The sequence below is a fragment of the Nostoc sp. ChiQUE01b genome (genome assembly GCF_034531255.1).
Classification (GTDB): Bacteria; Cyanobacteriota; Cyanobacteriia; order Cyanobacteriales; family Nostocaceae; genus Nostoc.
Map to the genome: position 1 here is coordinate 260,372 of NZ_JAVRBM010000002.1, position 21,020 is coordinate 281,391.

Sequence of the window (21,020 nt, forward strand, 5' to 3'; positions counted from 1 at the left end):
TCAAGATAGACTGCTTTCTGCATATCCATTAACAATTTAAAAAAAAGGAGGCAAAAATCTATAATACCCAAATAGGTAATTGTAATGAAGAGTAAATTATGATATGATTTTTGTCTCCTGTTATCAGGGTAAATCCCCAATAGTGGTATTTTTGTTGCTGCCTAGTGGGAAAGTCCCAAAAAAACCAATCATCAATAGATTCTTCCAGGCACAATAATTATGCCGTAATTAAAAGCGGTAGTTGTGGTTTGTGGTATCGAAAGCTGATAATAGTTGTGTTCAACAAAAATACTAAGAATTAAAACAAAGAATTGAGGCTTTCTAGGCGAAAGCAAGAAATTAGTACTAAAATGTGACTCAAAATTTCGGGAAGGTACAAAACAAGTTGTTGCAATATACACTTGTAGAGTAAATTCTATACGGCATTTTTATGGCACGGTTTTACAAGCCTGGAACGCTCTAGGTGAAATTATGTTGATCACGGTGCAGGGGAAAGTAGGCTGTGCGAATTCCGCTAGATTACTACCGAATTTTAGGACTACCGTTGGCGGCAAGTGATGAACAATTGCGGCAGGCATACAGCGATCGCATTGTACAATTGCCGCGACGTGAGTATTCTCAGGCAGCAATTTCTTCTCGTAAACAACTTATAGAAGAAGCTTACGTGGTTTTATCAGATCCAAAACAACGCAGTACCTACGATCAGCTTTATCTTGCTCACGCCTATGACCCTGATAACCTTGCTGCTGCCGCAGTAGCACTGGAAAATCGTCCAGAAAGCACCAAAAGGAGTAGTGATACCCAGAGTCTGGGGATCGAAATTACTCAAGACGAATTAGTGGGCGCTTTATTAATTTTGCAAGAGTTGGGGGAATATGAACTTGTACTGAAACTAGGTCGTCCGTACCTGGTAAATAAAAATGGTGCTACAAGTGTAAGAAAACGTAATAATTTAGCAGACGAAGAAATACATGAAAGTGCTGAACATCCAGATATTGTTCTCACTGTCGCCCTTGCTTGTCTAGAATTAGGTCGGGAACAGTGGCAACAAGGTCACTATGAAAATGCCGCTATATCTTTAGAAACTGGTCAAGAACTACTAGTACACGAAGGGTTGTTCGCCAGTGTCCAGGCAGAAATTCAGGCGGATCTTGATAAATTGCGACCATATCGAATTTTGGAGTTGCTGGCACTACCTCAAGAAAAGACTGCCGAACGAAGCCAAGGTTTGGAGTTATTGCAAAACCTCTTAGAAGATCGGGGTGGGATTGATGGCACAAATAATGATGACTCTGGTTTAAATATAGATGACTTTCTGCGATTTATCCAGCAGTTACGTAACCACTTAACAGTCGCCGAGCAGCACAAATTATTTGAAGCTCAGAGCAAACGTCCTTCTGCTGTTGCCACTTACTTAGCTGTTTATGCCTTGATAGCACGGGGATTTGCTCAACGGCAACCTGCTTTAATTCGTCAAGCAAGGCAAATGCTCATACATCTGGGCAAGCGCCAAGATGTACATTTAGAACAGTCTCTATGTGCGTTACTTTTGGGACAAACCCAAGAAGCAACTCGGGTTTTAGAACTTAGTCAGGAGTACGAAGCTTTAGCTTTTATTAGAGAAAAATCTCAAGACTCTCCAGATTTGTTACCAGGGCTATGTCTATATGCAGAACAGTGGTTGCAACACGAAGTATTTCCCCATTTTCGAGATTTAGCAAACCAGCAAGCTTTTCTAAAAGATTACTTTGCTAACCAACAGGTACAAGCTTATTTAGAAGCACTGCCAACGGATGCAGAAACAACTAATGAGTGGGCTGTAATTAACTCCCAAAATTTTCCCCAGCCGCAGACAAATAATTCGCCTTTTCCTAAGAATTCAAATAGGACTCCAAGGCAATTTAACCACAGCAGAACACCTGACCTAGATTTGCCAGACACACCACAATATTCAAACTTCTCACCATCTATGTGGACTTCATCTGGAAGCGTAAAATCAGAGATTCCTGCTGCTGAACGGACGAGCAGAGGTACTAATCAGCATTTGAACAACGGTTCAGCTAAAAGTGCTACACCTGCTCATAACCAAAAGCGTCGGCGAAGAAAACCTACTCCATCTGCTATTCGGGAGCGTGTACCGGATAATCGTCCCCATTCTCGTCGTCCTCGGCGGCGGCGAACTTTTGCTAACACCATCGAAGGGAAAACACGGCTGGTATGGAGAGTGTTTATTTCTTTGGTGAGTCTACTAGTTTTCTGGGTGTTAGCCACAACAACTTTTGGATGGTTAAAAAATCTGTTTTTTCCTACACGATCTGTACCTAATTCACAATTGTTTGTACAAATAAATCAACCACCAGTATCTATTCCCCCTCCAAATAGTAAACCACAAGGATTAGATGGGCCTTTAACAGATACAGCAGCAGAGGAAATCATTCGCACTTGGCTATCTACGAAAGCTGAAGCTTTAGGGCCAAATCATGAAATTAGTAATTTAGAGCAGATTTTAACTGGTTCAGCTTTGTCTCAATGGCGGTTAATTGCTCAACAGGCTAGGTCTGACAACCGTTATCGCAAGTACGAGCATAGCGTAAAGGTGGAATCTGTAGAGAAAATTGATTTATTCGCAGATCGTGCCGCAGTAGTAGCTATGGTGAAGGAAGCGACGCAGTTATATGAAAATGGTCAGTTTAAAAACTCTTCTAATGAGAATTTGCGAGTTCGGTATGATTTGATTAAACAACGAGGTAAATGGCGTATTCAAAGTGCATCTGTTGTGACTCAGTTGACATCCTCCCCTTTGTAAAACCTATCCATTACCCGGATCTTTCTTAACATTTGCGAGAGTATTCACTCACGTTTTTTATAACCCTGATTCGTTCGTCGTTAATTCTCAATAAAAACCTACTTTTAGCGAGAATATTAAGAGGTAACTTGTCAAGTATGCCTCACACCGAGCGTGTTTAAGATGCCTACAAAACAAGCGTTTCAAGATTGTAAAGAAAGATGTGACTAATGGATAGTTTGTAAAACGGAGGGGATTTCCAAGAATCACTTCTTGAGTTTTCTGCTTCGTCCCGTGCCAGCTAGACTAGTAACACTAGTAAGAGCCGCATCCAGTCCACAGACAATTTGTTTTATTTTCAGGTCATGCCCTGACCCAGAACCAGAAATGATTTCCAATCCGCGATTTCTAATTACCTGTGCTGCTGCTACATCACGACTGACCGTGTAGAAACACACCCAACAAGCATGAATTGGTTGGTCTCGCTCCTTCTTACCCGTGTAGGTTCCACACTCAGGGCATTGCTGCGAAGTATAGTCCTTGTCAACTTTGGCAAAAAATATACTTATCCAAAGTCCTTAAGACTTGTTGCAGTACTTGAGAGTGTACTTGCTTTGGTCTTGGGAATTGTTCTTTAGCAAGAGTCAACCGCTTGGCTTGGATGTGATAGCCAGGGTAGGGTTGATCGGCAGGGAAAATATACTCCTATAGGATGGAACAGGCATTGACGGGTGACTTGCGGGAATTTAGCCAGTCCTTTCTTTCGCGTAAAGCAAAGTTCCAAACCTGACGACACACCGCGAGTATCCGCTCTACGGAATCGACCTGTTCTGGAGTTGGTTCTAGTTTATTAAACTCAGCGAGATTGTCGCCAACCCCGCTGGTCTTCAGAACCGAACGTGAGACTTTCGACCTCATTCGGCTCCTCGATGTCTTGGTGTTTTGTCACCGAATTTTAGATTTTAAACTTTAAATAATGGAATTGAAAATTCTCTCATTTAGAATAAACTTCTTGCATAAATCCAAAAAAAGAACTCCACCCTGCCTTTGACTTACGTCAAAGTCTCCCCTCCCCGCAGGCGGCTATCCATTACCCGGATCTTTGTCAACATTTGTGAGAGTATTCACTCACGTTTTTTCTAACTCTTATGATTTCGTCGTTAATTCTCAATAAAAATGTAGTTTTATCGAGAATAATAAGGGTACATAAGTCATAGATGCCTAAGACATCAGTATCCAAGATGGTTATAAAACCAGGGTTTCAAGATTGTTAAGAAAGATGTGACTAATGCATAGGTTCTTAGGGGAGGGTGGTACAGCAATGTAATCCACTCTTACCCGACCAATTTTTCGATAAATAAAAAGAAGTGGCAAAGCCACTTCCTAATTCCCAGGTAGAACCTAAATTATGAGTATAACGACTACAAAGAATGGAAATAGTATAAACAAACACCAATTAACTGAATATCTCTATTTTGCTTGTTTATAGGTGAGTAAATCTTGATTTCCATGCACCAAATAACTGTATATTTACATAAGTCTTATGATTGCAATCCAGACTCAATTTTATCTAGTTCATCGCTAAGATGTGCCAGTTTTGTCTGTTCATCAAGAAGTTGCTGTTCTAATTCAAATTTAACTACTTTACCAACCTCAAAGCCTCAGTATAAGAATGACTAAATCCTGCTTGGTGGTTGTGCATTTTCAAAAATTTTATTTCATGGCTCTAGTTGCGTTTAAAATTGCCAGCATTGCTACTCCAACGTCAGCAAATACAGCTTCCCACATTGTTGCTATCCCTAAAATACCCAATCCAATAAATACACCTTTAATTGCTAGCGCAAACCCAATATTTTGCCAAACAATTTTGCGAGTTTTTCTGGCGATTTCGATTGCTTCTGCCACTTTGGATGGTGCATCTGTCACGATTACAATATCCGCAGTTTCGATGGCTGCATCTGAGCCTAATCCGCCCATTGCCATACCAACATCTGCTCTAGCAATTACTGGTGCATCATTAATTCCATCCCCAACAAAGGCAACTTTACCATGCTTGCTGTTGGTGCTGAGTAACTTCTCAATGGCATTAACTTTTTCTTCAGGTAATAACTCTGCTTCGTAGATATCTATACCAAGCTGTTCAGCAATTCGGGAAGCGATCGCTTGGTTATCTCCTGTCAACATTACTGTTCTCTCTACACCCATTCGCTTGAGTGTTTGAATAGCAAGTCTTGCATCTTCTTTGAGTTCATCAGCAATCACAATATAGCCAGCGTAAACATTATCTACTGCTAGATGAATTACTGTTCCTTCTAACTGGCAATTATCGTGATAAATCTTCTCTCTATGCAATAGGCGATCGCTGCCCGCTATTACTACTTTATTTTCAACCTTGGCTTTAATTCCATAGCCTGCTATCTCTTCATAATCTCTGATCTCAAATTCATCGATTTTTCCATCATAAGCCTTGCAGATAGATTGAGCGATGGGATGATTTGAGTGCGATTCTACTTTGGCAGCTAATTGCAGCAGTTCTTGTTTTTTCCAGCCATTTAAGGGAACTATTTCTACTACTTTGAATACCCCTTTTGTTAACGTTCCAGTTTTATCAAAAACAACTGTATTCACTGCATTTAAAGTATCTAAAAAAGTAGACCCTTTAACCAAAATACCACGTTTAGCTGCACCTCCCACACCTCCAAAGTAACCTAATGGAATACTGATAACGAGTCCACACGGACAGGAGATAACTAGTAAAATCAGGGCACGATAAACCCATTCTGAAGAAGTTGTACCCGAAATGAATAAAGGAGGTAATATTGCAACTGCTAGAGATGTAAAAACTACGATTGGTGTATAATATCGGGCAAATTTAGTAATAAACTTTTCTGTTGCTGCTTTTTTACTTTTGGCATTTTGCACCAAGTCTAAAATCTTGGCAATGGAAGATTCATCAAATAGTTTTGTGACTCTAATGACGAGCGCACCTATTTTATTAATCGTTCCAGCAAAAACTGTTTCTCCAATTCTTACCGCTCTTGGTACAGATTCTCCAGTTAATGCAGATGTATCAACTTGCGAATTACCATCTATAATTTCGCCATCTAAGGGAATCTTTTCTCCAGGCTTGACAACGATAATATCGCCAATATTTACTGTTTCTGGTGATACTTTTTTCAGTTGTCCCTCTATTTGGATATTTGCATAGTCTGGGCGGATTTCCAATAATGATTTGATCGAATTACGGGAGCGACTGATAGCAATATCTTGAAACAATTCTCCAATTTTGTAAAATAACATGACTCCGACAGCTTCGGGTAATTTATGAATTGCGATCGCCCCTAATGTCGCTACTGTCATCAAAAATGTTTCATCAAATACTCTACCTCTGACTATATTGCGTCCAGCAGTTTTTAAAACACTCCATCCACTTAATAAATAAGCAGGAATGAAAAGCAGATATTCTCCTATTGAGTAGAATGTATTGTGTAATTGATTTTCAAAAATTACCCCAGGCGCATATAAACTTAAAATTCCTACCAAAGGCAATATCTCATTTTTCAGATTAAATTCTCCCCCGTGTTCATGATTGTGGTCATGGTTATGATTCTCATCATGATTGTGATTATGAACATGGTTATGATTCTCGTGATGGTCATGTTCACAGCTGCAACAATCTGAAGATTCTAAATGTATTTTCTGCTTCATTTTTTCTATGTAGGCTAGTAAATTAATTGAGATATGAGCCTTTTTTTAATGTAATGAAAAAAAGAGTTTTTTACAAGTTGATATTTTAAGAATGAGAATCTATCTCAAATTTATTGCTAAATACATACACTATCTTTTGATTAAAATTAAGATTTATAGTCTTGTAAAGATAGTTATAGCGGTTTTCAATTGTATAGAATTATGTAAAATATAACTTTTGTTCGTAGTGAGCGATTTATTGCTCTATATCATAATTTCAAAGGCTAGAGCCGCTAATTACGAGCTTTATTTTAATTAACAAAGTTTGGGGGTTTAAGTAAAGAGCCTAACGACGGTAGAACGTTTTGTGACGGGGATTTAGACCGCGACACAAAACGTAATTGCGAATTGCGTTAGCGCAGCGTTAGCGAGTCTTCGAGCGTCATTGCGAATTGCGAATTGGTTTAAGCTCTTATATAGGAATCTGGTTTGATTTCTAAAATTATTTATGTAGGAAGGGAACAGGGAACAGGAAAGAAGTCTCTTAAAGTTGTACTGAGTTATTTCAAAAATCAAATACTAGTTCTATACTTACATCAAGCAAATAATAACCGTTTTGGGAATATACAGCGGATTGAAATGTGCTGAATTAGATAACGTTGCGTCTAAAAGCTAGACATCAAGCCTGTTTGATTGTTGAATTATGATGTAGTAAATAATTTCCGAGCAAACTGGTGTAGAGATGGAACTTTCTTGGGTAACAAGTGTCTATCTAGCTATTCTCAGGGAAAATTCACTTGAAGTTTGAAAGTTAATCGAATACCCTAATCTAGTAGACAATTTTCTCAAGGAAATCTATGAACAAAAAAATTCTTCTGAATTTGCTTTCCAGTTCCTCAATTTTTGTGTCGATGATGTCTACGCTAGTGACATTTCATCCTGCCCATGCTAGTGGTAGCATTACACAGAGATTACTGCACACACAAGACGGTCGTACCTGTATTACTAACCCACATGGTGGACAAGATTTTGTGTGTATTCGAGATTCAGAGAGAAAACGCCCGTATACCTCTACAAGTTCTTCAACTATTGTCACATCAGTATCAGATCGGAATGTTGCCATGTTGAACTTTACTGAAGAGGAAAGCGATGCGGCAATTAGGGTATTTGGCTGCGACTGTCCATTATGTATAAATTCTTTGCGTCAGTTGCAGGGTACTGGAAACTTGGTGTATTAAGATTGAATAGCGCTGATAGCGACTATAACTTTTGTGAGATACACGTGATTAATCACTTATATACGAAACCAAAAAAGCATTTTTAACTACGTACCACTACTATAATATTCGGCCAAATGTAAATTGATTGTAGGGGCGACTTGTAGGGGCAATTCATGAATTGCCCCTACAGCGTCTTTTGTGTAAGTGTCAAGAGAAAAAGACGCACAGAAATTACCACTTCCTTTACCACTTCCTATTTATTCAACCACCTCATTCACGGGGAATCTATCAATCAACTGCATCGCCCGATAGGCATTACGCAAGAAAGAGTCTTGCAAATGGGGAATATGGGGTATCTGCGACAATAAATCCAAAGTCCGGCGTAAAATTCTCACTACATCGCCTTCATCCAAGGTAGTGTTCTCGCAGAGTTCTGTCCACTCCATTCCCAGCGCCCATTGTTCGACTATGGCAATTAACTCAAATTCCAACCATATCGGCAGCGCTACGTTATACCGCCGTTGTCGTTGGAACATTTGGTGGCGAATTCCCCGCAATTTTTTCAAGGCTTCTGCTACTTCATTACTAAGGTCAAAGTTAACCTTGCTATCTGGACGGGGTGTTTCCATCACCAAAGCTGCTGCTGCTGCTGCTAAATGGTGCGGGTCTAAGTTGTCCAATTCACCACTAGCAAATACTAAACCTAGCCACAATTCATTTTCCCCTCGAATGGCGGCTGCGATTTGCCCTAATTGTGTGGGAACTAAGTTATCCAAAGCGTCAAAGTGTTGCAGAATGGCGATTAAATTGAGAAATTCTTCCCAATGACGTTGTGATTGTTGCTCTACTACCCCTTGCAACTGTTCGAGTTCGGCTTCTAGTTCGACATAGCGGGCCCGGCGTTTGAAAAGCGTTGCCGCATTGCCTGATTGATGTAGGGGATGAGCTTCTAATTGTTCTTGAACAGCGGTAACGTGACTGAGTTGTTCTGCTACTTCTGGTGCTAGATGCAAAGATTCTATCGGATTGGGAATATGTACAGCGATCGCAAAGCTTTCTTCGTTACCACGGCGCGATTGCCCTGGCTTCAAAGGCATCTCTGGCGGTGGTAGTACATCAGGTGGCACTTCAATTCGCGGCAGTTCGGCATACAAATCGACTACATCCCCTGTAGTTGCCACATACCAACGGTTATCGTGTCCCAAGCATACCAAGTAAGGAGCTTGACCAGAACCAGGCGATTTTCCGACTAATACTGCGGTTACGGGTGAAGAAACGGTGATATTTTTGCCTTTGAGACTTAACAGAGTTCCTGACACTGCAAAGGACAACATCATCACCAATTCCTCTTGGCGGTCTGACTGTGCTTGCTCTTGCAAGGTTTTCAATATCTGGCGTTCTACTTTCAGGCGTTGTCGCAATTTTTCGTAAATAGCCAGTTCATTTTCATCAACTGCGGCTATTTGCTCATATAGTTGAGCTAATTGTCTTTCCAGTTCCGCAATCTCATCGTATTCTGGTCTTAAATGCAAGGTCGCCATGTACTGCCCAAAACTGCGCTCTATCAGTTCCCTGGTTTGCTCTAAGGTATGGGTTTGCAGCAAGTTGAGTACCATGCCATAACTGGGCGTAAACTGGCTTACTAGTGGGTCTGGCTTGGATGTTCCCAAATAGGCGGCTTCTTTGGCTCCTTCAAAGGGAGTTTGGACTGTCACCACATGACCTTGTTTATCCATCCCCCGCCGGCCTGCTCGTCCCGCCATTTGCAAAAATTCGGAAGCGTTCAACAGGCGGTGTCCGGTGTCAGTCCGTTTAGAAAGGGTAGAAATTACTGTTGTCCGGGCAGGCATATTAATTCCCGCTGCTAGTGTCTCGGTAGCAAATACGACTTTAATCAGCCCTTGCTGAAATAGTTCTTCTACCAGTGCTTTCCAAGCAGGTAAAATCCCAGCGTGGTGGGCAGCAATTCCCCGATACAGGGGAGCAATTTGTCCAGAACGCCCTGCTTCGGGATTGCGGGCTAAAAAGTCATCAATCTGTTGCCGCAAAATCTGAGACTCTTCATTATTTACCAGCCATAAATCACCCACTTCCGCCACCGCTTTATCACATCCCCGGCGGCTGAAGATAAAGTAAATCGCTGGGAGCATATCGCGTTGTTCTAACTGGCTCAAGGTATAAATTATGCCAGGAGCTTCCGGTCTGCCATTTCTCCCCCTGTCCCTTTCTCCGCCTTTCCCCTTCTTCTTCTGAAGCCGAGGGTTAATTTTGGTTTTGCTATCATTCAGCAGGGGAAATAACCCTTTGGGATTGCAAAAGTGAAATTCTAAGGGAACCGGGCGAAAATCGGAGTAAATCAGGTCAGTTGGGCCATGAACACGATTTAGCCAGTCGGTGAGCTGATCGCTATTGGCAACCGTTGCTGAGAGAGCTGCCAGTTGCACTTCCCGGGGACAATAGATGATTGATTCTTCCCAAACAGTACCGCGCTGGCGATCGTTCATGTAGTGGCACTCATCAAGTATCACCGCTTCAACGTCTACTAATGAGATGCCGATTTGCCCAATGGGTGTGCCGTAGAGCATATTTCGGAAAATTTCTGTGGTCATCACCAAAATCGGTGCATCCCTGTTAATGGAAGCATCTCCAGTTAACAGACCGACTTGATCAAACCCAAATTTTTCTCGAAAGTCACGTAATTTTTGATTCGACAGCGCCTTTAGGGGAGTGGTGTAAAATACACGTTTTCCTCGCGCTAGGGCACGATAAATCGCGTATTCCCCGACTAATGTTTTGCCCGAACCTGTGGGGGCACATACGACTACAGAGCGTCCGGCGTTCAGGGACGCGATCGCTTCTTTTTGAAACTGATCCAGTTCAAAGGGAAATATAGACCCTAAGTCAAGTTCTGGAGACGGTGCAGGATAATTCACTCAATCACATTTGCAACCAGATTGTTTACTATACTAACGAGTCTTTTGTCAACTTCGTTAGGTTAGGAGTTAGAAGTGAGGAGTTAGAAGTTATGAGTTAGGAGTTAGAAGTTATGAGTTAAAACTCCTCACTCATAACTCATAACTCCTAACTTTATTTTCCCAGCTCTTGCGATCGCTCTGTGGCAGCTTTGACTGCTTCAATTAAAGCGGAACGAAATCCTGCCTGTTCTAGCTTGGCAATCCCCGCAATGGTTGTACCACCGGGACTAGTAACACGATCTTTGAGTTCTGCTGGGTGGATTTTGGTTTCTTGCAAGAGTTTTGCTGTTCCCAGTACGGTTTGCAAGGCTAGTTGATTGGCAATTACTCTAGGCAAACCTGCGGCTACTCCGCCATCTGCAAGTGCTTCTACCATGAGCGCCACGTAAGCGGGGCCGCTACCAGATAGCCCTGTAACTGCATCCATTAGCCCTTCTGAAACTTCTACGACTTCACCCACAGCAGAAAAAACTTGCTGTGCTATTTGGTGATGTTTGGCATTGGTATATGCACCTAAACAAATCGCGGTAACTCCTGCTCCCACTGTTGCCGGGGTGTTGGGCATTGCTCTAATCACTGGCAATTGCACAAATGCAGCTTCTAGCTGACTTAAGGGCACACCCGCCAAAATAGAAATGATTAGAGGTGTATGTTCTCTATTAAGAATATCAATATCTGCTAATTCTTGAGCGATCGCACTAAACACCTGCGGTTTCACTGCCAAAAATAGAACTTCTTTTGCTTCGGTAAAAACCTGGCTATTATCTGTAGTCACAGCAACATCGTACTGCTGTTTTAAAAAATCTAGACGTGAAGATAGCGGTTCGCTAACTATGACTTCTGATGATTGATAAATTCCACGCGCGATAAGGCGGGATAAGAGTGCTTCTCCCATTACCCCACCACCAATTAAGCCAAATTTTATAGTCATTAGTCATTGGTCATTAGTCATTAGTCATTGATCATTAGTCGTTTGTCATTTGTCACCATGAGCAAAACCCAAGACAAATGACAAAGGACAAAGGACAAAGGACTAAATACTAATTTAACTTTATTGTGCCATCCGGTTAGTTTCGTTACCCCAGGTTTGATTTGGAGTACCTGTAGGACGAGATGGACGTACTGGTGGTTGTGGTACTTCATGAAGAACGCCACCTTGGGTGCTAACTTGGACACAACTTGGTGTAAACAAAAAGATGCTTTCACCGATGCGCTCTTGATGTCCATCTAGTGCGTAAGTACCACCTGCAACAAAATCTACTGCTCGTTGAGCTTGATCTGGGTCCATGATTGTCAGATTTAATACCACTGACTTGCGTTCTCGCAGCGCTTGAATGGCCTGGGGCATTTCTTCAAAGGTGCGTGGTTCGAGTACTAAAACTTCCGAAATTCCGTTAATTGCTCCTGGCATACCAATCACATTCCCCATTGGCTTTGAACCTGCTGTCATATCGTCTCCCATTGTAGGCACTGGTTCCCGCCAGCGTCGATTTTGAGCGGTTGTGCTTTCTGGCGGTGCTGGTTGAGGATTTTCTTGCTGATACAGATTTTGGTAATTATTATTATCTGTTTCTGGTTCTTCTTCGTAATACTCGTATTCCACTTGCTCATTTAGACCCACAAAGTCTCTGAGTTTGGAAAAAATGTTGTTCATGGTGTGTGTACTCTCCTGATGCGAATAGCCTGCATTGACTTGGCTGAGGATTGATTGAGATAGGAGCGTTCGCTATATCGGTGGATACTTCAGCAAGTGTATTGCTAGTTGTAGCCTATATTACGGGTTTTGGCGATGAACTGACACTTATTGGAAAGGTCTGTGCATCGCCTAAACATAATAATGAGTCAAGATTATATCCTAAGGTTTATCCGAAGGAAAGTTCTTTATACCCCATTTTCTCTTGGCGATTGCTCTTGTCAATACTATATCCTTTGTTTCCGATTGCACCAGTCTGTCACAAAATTCTTGTCATCAAATCCTTAGCTTCTATTAATACTGAAGAGTAAGGCTGATGATTAATCGGCTAAGGGCGATCGCCAAACAATATGGTTCCTAATCGTACCATCGTTGCGCCTGCTTGCACTGCCAGTTCGTAGTCGCCTGACATACCCATAGATAGGTGCTGCATTTTTATCTGCGACCAGTTTTGCTCCTGGATTTCTTTGGCTAGCTTACGATTGAGATTAAACACATTGAGAATTTCCGAATCATTTAATCCTGAAGGCGGAATTGTCATCAAACCTTGAATTTGTAAACTTTTGTATTGATTGAGCGTGGGTAAATCAGCCAAAAGTTCTGGCACACTCCAACCAGACTTGTTGGGATCGGGGAGAATTTTCACTTGCAGGCAAACCTGGGGACTCACTCCTAGCTGTTGCGCCAATTGGTCTAAGCGCTGTGCCAGCTTCAAATTATCCACGGAATGAATCCAAGGGAAATGCTCGATGGCTTTTTTGGCTTTATTGCTTTGCAAATGTCCAATAAAGTGCCAGGTAATATCCGGTAAATCTTGCAACTCGGCTTGTTTGCTGGTGGCTTCTTGGATACGACTTTCCCCAAAATCACGAATTCCTGCGTTGTATGCAGACCGAATGGCCTGGGCAGAAACTTGCTTGCTAACAGCAATCAATTTGACTGAAGTTGGCAGGGAGGAACGAATAGTAACAATACGTTCGGAAATCGAACTGTTCATTGGAAGGTGCGCTGGAAAACACTCTGAAGCTGATCGTACTCCTGAGATTGCCCACTGCGCCGCAGGGTACGTAAGCGATTTTCCAACATCATTCTAGCCTCAGTACGTCCTAGAGACTGGAATTTAACACCTTTAACGTCATTTGCCACCAAAAAAAATAAGCGCTGGGCATAAAGTGTGGTGAACAAATCCTGGTTCTCATCAACCATACAGATTTTGTAGAGTAAACCCCAAGTTGGATGGTTTATGTAAGTTTCTGCGTTTTCTGGATTCATTTAAGAGTCAAGGTGTAGTCAAGGTGGAAGTATATATATCTTTTCGCAGTGAATTCCAAACATTCAGACGATAATACCAACATTCGTCAGAATATTTGCTTAAAATGCGAAGCTGCGGTTACGAAGACCTCGATCTAGTTCGTAATGGGCAGATGAAGCTAGTGGTAGTGAAGCGCAATGGTACAACAGAAGCCGCGAAGCGTAGATTCAAAAAGTAGAGGCTGGTGGACAAATATCACCATCTGCTTTGGTGACTTCAATTTACTAATCTGTAGGGACAAGGCACAAAATATTCCTGATCCTGTTGTTGAAAGTTCGACGTGGGAAGGAAAAACACCCTTTGAAGTTCCCAACAGCAACGGCGAATTTCTCAACTTCTTTCCATACTGCCACAACTGTCGCCCAATGGCACAAAATTGGGGATTGGGGATTGGAAAGAAAACTATCTTCTATTAGACTATTAGACTTTTTGCAAAAGTCCCTAATACCAATTCTCCAAAAAGAGGCAACAGATATCAATCACCAAAGTCTTACTCCATCTAGGTTTCTTAATTGCGAATTGCTCTCTTCGCAGCGTTAGCGAGTCCGCGTACTCTTTCAGAGAAGCAAGCTACGCTTTTAGCGTCTCGTAGAGAGCGTCATTGCGAATTGCGAATTGGTATAACATCCCACCCCAACTGGGGAGAGGAGATCGAGGAGATCAAAGTGTAGCTTTAGTGGGGTGGGGTTATTATTTTTGATTTATGCAAAAGGTCTATTGATTATCTAGAATTTTCAGTGCTGCAATTTGTGCCTGAGCTTTGTGCAGAGATTCATAAGGATACCAATCTGAAACAGCAAAATAATCTGTTTTGCATAAAAAAGCTACGAAAAATAGCAGGGGATCAATTTTATCATGGGGTAACTGTTCGATATACAGCAGATTTCAAGGAAAGTGAGGTACACAACGATTCGTCTATTATTCAGATATAAAGCGTGTTTTACTCCTCAATTCTGCTGTATTATCTCTTACCATTTTTACGATGCATAAACCTGAGTTCCTATAGCTAGTCGTATTCCCCAGAATAAGATTAAAGTTGCGATCGCCAGCCAGTCTCGCCCTTTTAATCGTAAGTCGTGCCACTGCACTCGATGCTGATTGGGACTGGTAAAACCCCGCACCATCATTGCATTCGCCATTTGATCGGCTCGTAAGAGCAGATTTTCCAAAAGTCTTTCTGCAACTGTCATCCAAACTTTGAATGCTCCTTTCAATCCCAGCTTTTTCCAATTAATTGCCCTTGTCATTACAGAGCGAAATAAGTTTTGCACTTCTTCTAAAACCAGGGGAATGAAGCGCAAGGACAAGGTTAAAGTTAAAGCAATTTCTGTGACAGGTAACTTGAAGCGTCGCAGGGGTTGCATTAAGCTTTCTATACCAGATGTGATTTCTTCTGGTGCGGTTGTGAGCAGATAGAGGTTGGTGCTGTAAATTACGGTAAATATAAGTGTACTCAAGCGTACTGCCAAACTCAAGGAGTAGCGAGTTACTTTAACCGGGCCTTTGTGAAATAGCACGTAGCTGTATTTTTTTTTCTCGGCTGCTGGCTCTTGAACAGGATTATTAGAGAATGCTTGCTGGGTTAAGATTTGTTCATTAACTGGCAGACGTGACTGATAATCTACACCCAGTCCATCAGGACTGAGGGCTGCGATCGCTAATACAAAAAACGATAGCATTAATAGCCAACCCATTTGCTGCTGCCATACTCGTCGAGGAATTCTCGCAATCAAGGTGGCAATAATTAATATTACCACTAGCAGCACCCGCCAATTGTTGTTGGCTAAAACATAGCTTGTTAAAAAGCTCATCAACCAGGCGAACTTGACTCGCGGATCGATTTTATGGAGCCAAGTTTGGGGTTGTTCTAAATAAAGTCCAAGTGGCAGCGATCGCAATAAATCCATGTTTAGTCATTAGTCATTAGGAGCCACTGCGTTGCGGGGGTTCCCCCTGTTGAAGCAAGGGGCGTTCATTAGTCATTAGCCAAAAAACAAATTACTAATGACAAGTGACAATTATTATACGTGAGTTACTCGATTATCATTAGTGATTATGCAAAGGACAAATGACCAATGACAAGTGACAATTATTACACGCGAGTTGCTCTATTAACGTTACTAATTTCGGCATCACGGACTTTTTTGCTCCGCCACAGTAAAATAATTGGCGTGCCTTTAAATCCTAGCTGTTGACGAAATTGCCGTTCAATGTAACGGCGGTAGTTGTCGTTGAAGCGTTTGGAATCATTGACAAATAGAGCGATCGTTGGTGGTTGGCTACTTACTTGTGTACCATAATAAATTTTGCCCTGCCGCCCACCACGGGATGCTGGCGGTGTATGCCAACTGACGGCATCTGTTAAAACTTCGTTAATAACTGATGTGCTGACACGGCGTTTGTGTGATTCAGCCGCCGTTTTCACCAATTCTAAAATCTTTTCTACCCGTTGTCCTGACAAGGCACTCACAAAAATTGTTTCTGCCCATTCGGTAAAATGTAACCGTGATTGCAGAGTTTTTTCGTAGTCGTAGATTGTGTAAGAGTCTTTTTCGACAGCATCCCATTTATTAACGACGATGATGCAAGCTCGACCTTCTTCGATAATCCGCCCAGCTAATTTTTGGTCTTGCTCGGTGACTCCATCTACGGCATCTATTACTAATAAAACCACATCAGCCCGACGAATCGCTTTGAAAGCACGGTTAATACTAAAGAATTCTGTGCCGTATTCGATGTGTTTCTTTTTGCGAATACCAGCGGTATCAATCAAGCGATAGGTTTGTCCGGCTCGTTCAATGACGGTATCAATAGCATCGCGGGTAGTGCCGGAAATCGGGCTGACAATTGCCCTTTCTTGCCCAACAAAAGAATTGAGTAAGCTCGATTTGCCCACATTTGGGCGTCCCACAATTGCTACTTTGATTTCATTAGTTTCGGGGATATCTTCAATAGCAGGGATGTGATTAACTAACTCGTCGAGTAACTCTCCTGTACCACTGCCATGAATCGCGGAGATAGGGTAAGGTTCGCCCAATCCCAATTCCCAAAATTCGGCAGCTTGCATTAAGCCTTGTTCTAGGGATTCACATTTATTTACAGCTAGTAGCACAGGTACGGTTTGTTGGCGCATCCATTCGGCGATTTCTAAATCTGCCGATGTGGGGCCTGTTTGACCATCTACGACAAAAATAGCACCACACGCTTCTGCTAGGGCTGTCATTGCCTGTTGGCGAATCAGTGGTAAAAATTCGGTATCATCATTAAAAACTAAACCACCAGTGTCTACGACTAAAAATTCGCGGTCGTTCCAGAAAGCTGGTAAATAAGTGCGATCGCGTGTCACTCCCGGTTCATCATGGACAATCGCCGTTTGTTCCCCGGCGAGTCGATTAACCAGGGTGGATTTGCCCACATTTGGGCGTCCGATAATTGCAACGATTGGCAGTGCCATAAAACCAGGGTAAGTGAGAGGTGTAGTATATCATGTACTTACATTTTACTCACTTTAAGTCTTAATTTAATTTTCCCATCATCTGAGGCGATGTCTACGATGGGCTGTTCGGTGACATTATACTTTTAAAAATAAAAAAGGTAGGAAATCCTACCTTTTACCCAAAAAAAGCATTTTGTAACCAAATACCAAATTAAATATCACACACGCTTTTGACGTGTCTATTGCAAACCTCTGACGAAGGTGTGACGTTTAATTTGTAGTTGATTTCGCGATTACTCCCAGTTGCAACCCAGGCGGATAGCTACCTTCTGACTTGATGCGCTTAATTTCAGCATCGCTTATCTGCAAATTTAACTTTTGTACCAGCGATCGCACAATATCTCCCCGGTCAATTACACCAGCTACGGCACCAGCGGGAGAAAGTACGGTAATTCTAGGTAACTGCTCATTTTCTAGCTTGTTAATTACCTCAGCAATCGATATTGATTCGGCAACGGTAGGTATTTCTGTCAACGGATGCACTATCCTGTGTAAAGTTTCGGTTTCCCATTCACTCCTTTGGGTTAAACGGAAATCGTCAATGGAAACTAGACCCCGGTAACGTCCATCAGAAGCAGCAAAATAAACTTGTGAGGGAGTGGTTTCTAAGAGGTATAAATCGGCAAAGGAACGCAATGTCTGGTCAGCATCAATTACCCGAAAGTCACGAGTCATCGCATCCGCCGCCACCACCTTCAGTAGGCTTTCTTGTAATGTATTCATGTTGTCATAGGTGTTAGCGTTGCGGACAGCAAACCAACCTAACAACGCAATCCACAAACCAACTACTAATTCCCTGGTCACAAAATCTACAACAAATCCGAAAGCGATCGCACCATAACCCAAAATTTGCCCAGCCTTTGCAGCCCAGTGTACGGCTTGAAAACGATTACCCGTGATTTGCCATAGTGCTGCTTTTAACACTTGTCCCCCATCTAGGGGTAAGCCGGGAATCAGGTTAAATAGAGCCACCACTAAGTTAATTCTCGCCAAATCTCCAACCATGACACTGAGGGGATTAGTATCAGGTATCGCAAAAGCTGCCAGACGGAGCAGGAAAAATAGGATGATACTCACTAAAGGGCCAGCGATCGCTACTTGAAAAGCTTTGAAAGGAGTTTTAGATTCTTCTTCAATGGCAGCAATCCCGCCAAACATAAATAGGGTAATTGAATTAACTTTAATGCCTTGCGATCGGGCTACCAAGCTATGACCCAACTCATGCAATAGCACCGAAGCAAAAAGCAGCAGTGCCATAACTATTCCAGCACTCCAGGCTATAACACTTCCCCATTCCTGATAAGCTACCCCAAAGTTCAGGGTTGCCAACCCTAAAATCACAAACCATAACGGGTCTAAAAACAAGGGAATTCCAAATAATGACCCAATTCTCCAATTTGTTTGCATTACACTGCCCTAAAACTAGATATCGTCAGTACTTTTTATACCGAAATCTATGTATTTCGTATATACATTTATATTGAGCATCAATTCGGTATTGACAAGTGACGAAATGCTCTCATTTCTAGAATAGACAATTAATGCCTGTGAAGAAAACTCTGGACTTGGGAATTGTGTATGGGGCAAAACAGTTCCTTTTTTCCGAGTTCCTAGTCCTGAGTAAAGAAGTAAGATTCCCAACTCAGCACTCAGCACGGGCTAAACGCCCCGCTACCGCTAACATGACTCAGCACTCTTGAGGGGCATTGGGCATTGAAGAGAGGCAGAGGGGCGGGGTGCAGGGTGCAGAGGAGAGGAATTTTCCCCCTGCTCCCTGCTCCCTGCTCCCATGCTTCCCCTGCTCCCCTGCCCAAAATCGTTTTTAGGAGTTTTGTATCGATACCAGGGTTACAAGTAACACCTCTGTCATTACCAAACTACAGACGACCGATGTAAGTTAGTCCGAGAACGATGCCAACGCCAATAATATGACCAAAAGCCATCGCAGCAACGAATGTGGGAATACTAATCGGTAGGATAGGGAACTTGGGGCCAACTAAGGGTTTTTCAATCCTAGTACTTAGTAAAACTATTACTAAGCTACTGATACTGATGATGATTCCTACTATGGGATTCCATGCAGGTGTTGCGGGAACAGATGCAGCTGCGGCTGCTAGTAAAATAGAGTCAATCAAGCTTTTGTCTCCTAAATGCAAAAGTTAATGTAGACCTACAAGATTATAAAATTACAAGGGCCAAAAATTTTTTAGATAGTTTAGACTTTTCAGATAATTAGTTTAAATTTGTTAAATATTCATGCGCGTTAAGATTTGCGGCATTACTCAACCACAGCAGTCTATAGCGATCGCCTCTCTGGGCGCAACGGCACTAGGATTTATTTGTGTGCCAAACTCACGTCGTTACGTGACTACATGCCAAATTCGGGCAGCAGTGGCAGAACTCCCGGCAAATATTGACACAATTGGGGTTTTTGCCAACGCTAGTATCGCTGAAATCAGTCAGATAGTTGCTGATTCTGGGTTGACTGGTGTGCAGTTACACGGAGATGAATCACCAAATTTTTGCTACCAATTACGTCAAGCTTTACCCAATGTCGAAATTATTAAAGCACTGAGAATTCGTAGTCTTGAGCATCTTGACACAGCAGTTGATTACACCAAATTTGTAGATACTTTGCTACTTGACGCCTACCATCCGCAACAACTGGGTGGTACAGGCAAAACTTTAGATTGGACGATGCTAGAACAATTTAGTCCTAGTTGTCCTTGGTTTTTAGCAGGAGGATTAACAGCCGATAATATTGTGGAAGCCCTGAATCAGGTTAATCCTAGCGGCATTGATTTATCTAGTGGTGTGGAACGGACACCAGGAGATAAGGATTTAGATAAAGTAGCCAAGTTGTTTGAGAAATTGGGGAGTAGGGAGTAGGGAGTAGGGAATGGGGGATGAGGAAGCAGGGGAAGCACGGGAGCAGGGAGCAGGGGGAAAATTCCTCTCCTCTGCATCCTGCACCGCCCCTCTGCCTCTTTTCAATGCCCAATGCCCAATGCCCAATGCTCCATTCCCCATTCCCCACTCCCCACTCCCCACTCCCCACTCCCCACTCCCCATTCCTTAAAAAAACGCTCCTTGGTGACGAATCAAGTTAAAAAATTCTTCGCGGGTTTTGTGTTCCTCTTGAAACACACCAACCATTGCGCTAGTGACAGTCCAAGAACCTGGTTTTTGGACGCCACGCATCACCATGCACATGTGGCTAGCTTCCATCACTACAGCAACGCCTTGAGGTTCCAGAATGGTCTGAATTGCTTCGGCAATTTGGCGGGTTAGTCTCTCTTGTACTTGTAAGCGACGGGAATACATCTCAACAATCCGGGCCAGCTTACTCAGTCCGACAACTTTTTGGTTGGGGATATAAGCAACGTGTGCTCTACCCATAAATGGCAGCATGTGGTGTTCGCACAAACTAAAGAAATTAATATCTCTAACTAGCACCATCTCGCTATGTCCTTCATCAAAGATGGCATCGTTAACGAGTTCTTCAAGAGATTGGTTGTAGCCACTGGTAAGAAAGCGCATTGCTTCGGCTACTCGTTTGGGTGTTTTCAGGAGTCCTTCGCGTTCTGGGTCTTCCCCAACTCCCAGTATTAGTGTCCGCACGGCGTCCTTCATTTCCTCCAGCTGTTCCTCTGTTGGCGGGAACACATCCACTTGTCGCCCGTTATGAGTATTGCGGTCGGGTCTAGGAGTTATGGCTTCTGCCAAGTCGGGAATCAGAGGTGATTGAGAGCAATTAGAACCGTTGGAACTAGCAATAGTCATGATTCAGTCTTGGTTATGGTTTGAATTTAGTTATGAGTTAGGAGTTATGAGTTATGAGTTAAAAATTCT

17 protein-coding genes are annotated in these 21,020 nt (G+C 42.5%); 4 read left to right on the plus strand and 13 right to left on the minus strand.

Going from position 1 to position 21,020, the window contains the following annotated elements; all coding sequences use genetic code 11:
• Window positions 1-502 precede the first annotated feature (502 nt).
• Window positions 503-2,806 carry an IMS domain-containing protein gene (locus RMY63_RS02815; protein WP_322727233.1) on the plus strand — a complete coding sequence of 768 codons (2,304 nt, stop codon included), beginning with the start codon at window positions 503-505 and terminating at the stop codon, window positions 2,804-2,806.
• Window positions 2,807-3,051: 245 nt separating this feature from the next.
• Here RMY63_RS02815 and RMY63_RS02820 read toward each other — a convergent pair whose 3' ends face one another.
• The 3 genes from RMY63_RS02820 to RMY63_RS02830 form a co-directional block, all read right to left on the minus strand.
• Window positions 3,052-3,354 (minus strand): zinc ribbon domain-containing protein, encoded by a 303-nt coding sequence (locus RMY63_RS02820; RefSeq protein WP_322727273.1) that lies wholly within the window; start codon window positions 3,352-3,354, stop codon window positions 3,052-3,054.
• A gap of 136 nt (window positions 3,355-3,490) precedes the next feature.
• Entirely contained in the window at window positions 3,491-3,676 is a 186-nt protein-coding gene (locus RMY63_RS02825) for a helix-turn-helix domain-containing protein (protein ID WP_322727274.1), read from the minus strand.
• Window positions 3,677-4,498: 822 nt separating this feature from the next.
• Entirely contained in the window at window positions 4,499-6,493 is a 1,995-nt protein-coding gene (locus tag RMY63_RS02830) for a heavy metal translocating P-type ATPase (RefSeq protein ID WP_322727234.1), read from the minus strand.
• An 836-nt stretch (window positions 6,494-7,329) separates the two neighbouring features.
• Between RMY63_RS02830 and RMY63_RS02835 the strand changes: the two genes are divergently transcribed.
• Window positions 7,330-7,710 carry a hypothetical protein gene (locus RMY63_RS02835; protein ID WP_322727235.1) on the plus strand — a complete coding sequence of 127 codons (381 nt, stop codon included), beginning with the start codon at window positions 7,330-7,332 and terminating at the stop codon, window positions 7,708-7,710.
• Between the two features lie 239 nt (window positions 7,711-7,949).
• Here the strand turns inward: RMY63_RS02835 and RMY63_RS02840 are convergent, their stop codons facing one another.
• From RMY63_RS02840 to pipX, 5 genes are all read right to left on the minus strand, one after another.
• Complete coding sequence (locus tag RMY63_RS02840; RefSeq protein WP_322727236.1) at window positions 7,950-10,625, minus strand: RNA helicase; 2,676 nt, start codon at window positions 10,623-10,625, stop codon at window positions 7,950-7,952.
• Between the two features lie 154 nt (window positions 10,626-10,779).
• A complete protein-coding gene (gene proC, locus RMY63_RS02845; protein ID WP_322727237.1) occupies window positions 10,780-11,598 on the minus strand; it encodes a pyrroline-5-carboxylate reductase in 819 nt (272 codons plus the stop codon).
• A gap of 120 nt (window positions 11,599-11,718) precedes the next feature.
• Window positions 11,719-12,321 (minus strand): cell division protein SepF, encoded by a 603-nt coding sequence (locus RMY63_RS02850; RefSeq protein ID WP_322727238.1) that lies wholly within the window; start codon window positions 12,319-12,321, stop codon window positions 11,719-11,721.
• Between the two features lie 367 nt (window positions 12,322-12,688).
• On the minus strand, window positions 12,689-13,357 hold the full coding sequence (locus RMY63_RS02855; protein ID WP_322727239.1) for a YggS family pyridoxal phosphate-dependent enzyme: 669 nt from the start codon (window positions 13,355-13,357) through the stop codon (window positions 12,689-12,691).
• The gene (pipX, locus tag RMY63_RS02860; RefSeq protein ID WP_109010971.1) at window positions 13,354-13,632 is read right to left on the minus strand and encodes a transcriptional coactivator PipX; all 279 of its coding nucleotides are present in this window, start codon (window positions 13,630-13,632) and stop codon (window positions 13,354-13,356) included. The genes RMY63_RS02855 and pipX overlap by 4 nt, the downstream gene beginning before the upstream one ends.
• Before the next feature lie 177 nt (window positions 13,633-13,809).
• Between pipX and RMY63_RS02865 the strand changes: the two genes are divergently transcribed.
• A complete protein-coding gene (locus tag RMY63_RS02865) occupies window positions 13,810-14,088 on the plus strand; it encodes a hypothetical protein (protein WP_322727240.1) in 279 nt (92 codons plus the stop codon).
• Between the two features lie 561 nt (window positions 14,089-14,649).
• Here the strand turns inward: RMY63_RS02865 and RMY63_RS02870 are convergent.
• The 4 genes from RMY63_RS02870 to psaK form a co-directional block, all read right to left on the minus strand.
• Window positions 14,650-15,579: an energy-coupling factor transporter transmembrane protein EcfT gene (locus RMY63_RS02870; RefSeq protein ID WP_322727241.1), complete on the minus strand. Its 930-nt coding sequence runs from the start codon at window positions 15,577-15,579 to the stop codon at window positions 14,650-14,652.
• A 185-nt stretch (window positions 15,580-15,764) separates the two neighbouring features.
• Window positions 15,765-17,126: a ribosome biogenesis GTPase Der gene (gene der / locus RMY63_RS02875; protein WP_322727242.1), complete on the minus strand. Its 1,362-nt coding sequence runs from the start codon at window positions 17,124-17,126 to the stop codon at window positions 15,765-15,767.
• Between the two features lie 252 nt (window positions 17,127-17,378).
• A complete protein-coding gene (locus RMY63_RS02880) occupies window positions 17,379-18,575 on the minus strand; it encodes a site-2 protease family protein (RefSeq protein WP_322727243.1) in 1,197 nt (398 codons plus the stop codon).
• 470 nt (window positions 18,576-19,045) lie between these two features.
• Window positions 19,046-19,303 carry a photosystem I reaction center subunit PsaK gene (gene psaK / locus RMY63_RS02885; protein ID WP_322727244.1) on the minus strand — a complete coding sequence of 86 codons (258 nt, stop codon included), beginning with the start codon at window positions 19,301-19,303 and terminating at the stop codon, window positions 19,046-19,048.
• A gap of 121 nt (window positions 19,304-19,424) precedes the next feature.
• Between psaK and RMY63_RS02890 the strand changes: the two genes are divergently transcribed.
• Complete coding sequence (locus RMY63_RS02890) at window positions 19,425-20,057, plus strand: phosphoribosylanthranilate isomerase (protein WP_322727245.1); 633 nt, start codon at window positions 19,425-19,427, stop codon at window positions 20,055-20,057.
• A gap of 186 nt (window positions 20,058-20,243) precedes the next feature.
• Here RMY63_RS02890 and folE read toward each other — a convergent pair whose 3' ends face one another.
• On the minus strand, window positions 20,244-20,951 hold the full coding sequence (folE, locus tag RMY63_RS02895) for a GTP cyclohydrolase I FolE (protein WP_322727246.1): 708 nt from the start codon (window positions 20,949-20,951) through the stop codon (window positions 20,244-20,246).
• Window positions 20,952-21,020: the final 69 nt, after the last annotated feature.

Excerpts from the sequence above, each read along its gene's own strand:
- RMY63_RS02830 (WP_322727234.1), bottom strand. The coding sequence starts at position 6,493 with ATGAAGCAGAAAATACATTTAGAATCTTCAGATTGTTGCAGCTGTGAA.
- RMY63_RS02835 (WP_322727235.1), top strand. The coding sequence starts at position 7,330 with ATGAACAAAAAAATTCTTCTGAATTTGCTTTCCAGTTCCTCAATTTTT.
- proC (WP_322727237.1), bottom strand. The coding sequence starts at position 11,598 with ATGACTATAAAATTTGGCTTAATTGGTGGTGGGGTAATGGGAGAAGCA.
- RMY63_RS02850 (WP_322727238.1), bottom strand. The coding sequence starts at position 12,321 with ATGAACAACATTTTTTCCAAACTCAGAGACTTTGTGGGTCTAAATGAG.
- RMY63_RS02855 (WP_322727239.1), bottom strand. The coding sequence starts at position 13,357 with ATGAACAGTTCGATTTCCGAACGTATTGTTACTATTCGTTCCTCCCTG.
- pipX (WP_109010971.1), bottom strand. The coding sequence starts at position 13,632 with ATGAATCCAGAAAACGCAGAAACTTACATAAACCATCCAACTTGGGGT.
- RMY63_RS02865 (WP_322727240.1), top strand. The coding sequence starts at position 13,810 with ATGGTACAACAGAAGCCGCGAAGCGTAGATTCAAAAAGTAGAGGCTGG.
- RMY63_RS02870 (WP_322727241.1), bottom strand. The coding sequence starts at position 15,579 with ATGGATTTATTGCGATCGCTGCCACTTGGACTTTATTTAGAACAACCC.
- der (WP_322727242.1), bottom strand. The coding sequence starts at position 17,126 with ATGGCACTGCCAATCGTTGCAATTATCGGACGCCCAAATGTGGGCAAA.
- RMY63_RS02880 (WP_322727243.1), bottom strand. The coding sequence starts at position 18,575 with ATGCAAACAAATTGGAGAATTGGGTCATTATTTGGAATTCCCTTGTTT.
- RMY63_RS02890 (WP_322727245.1), top strand. The coding sequence starts at position 19,425 with ATGCGCGTTAAGATTTGCGGCATTACTCAACCACAGCAGTCTATAGCG.
- folE (WP_322727246.1), bottom strand. The coding sequence starts at position 20,951 with ATGACTATTGCTAGTTCCAACGGTTCTAATTGCTCTCAATCACCTCTG.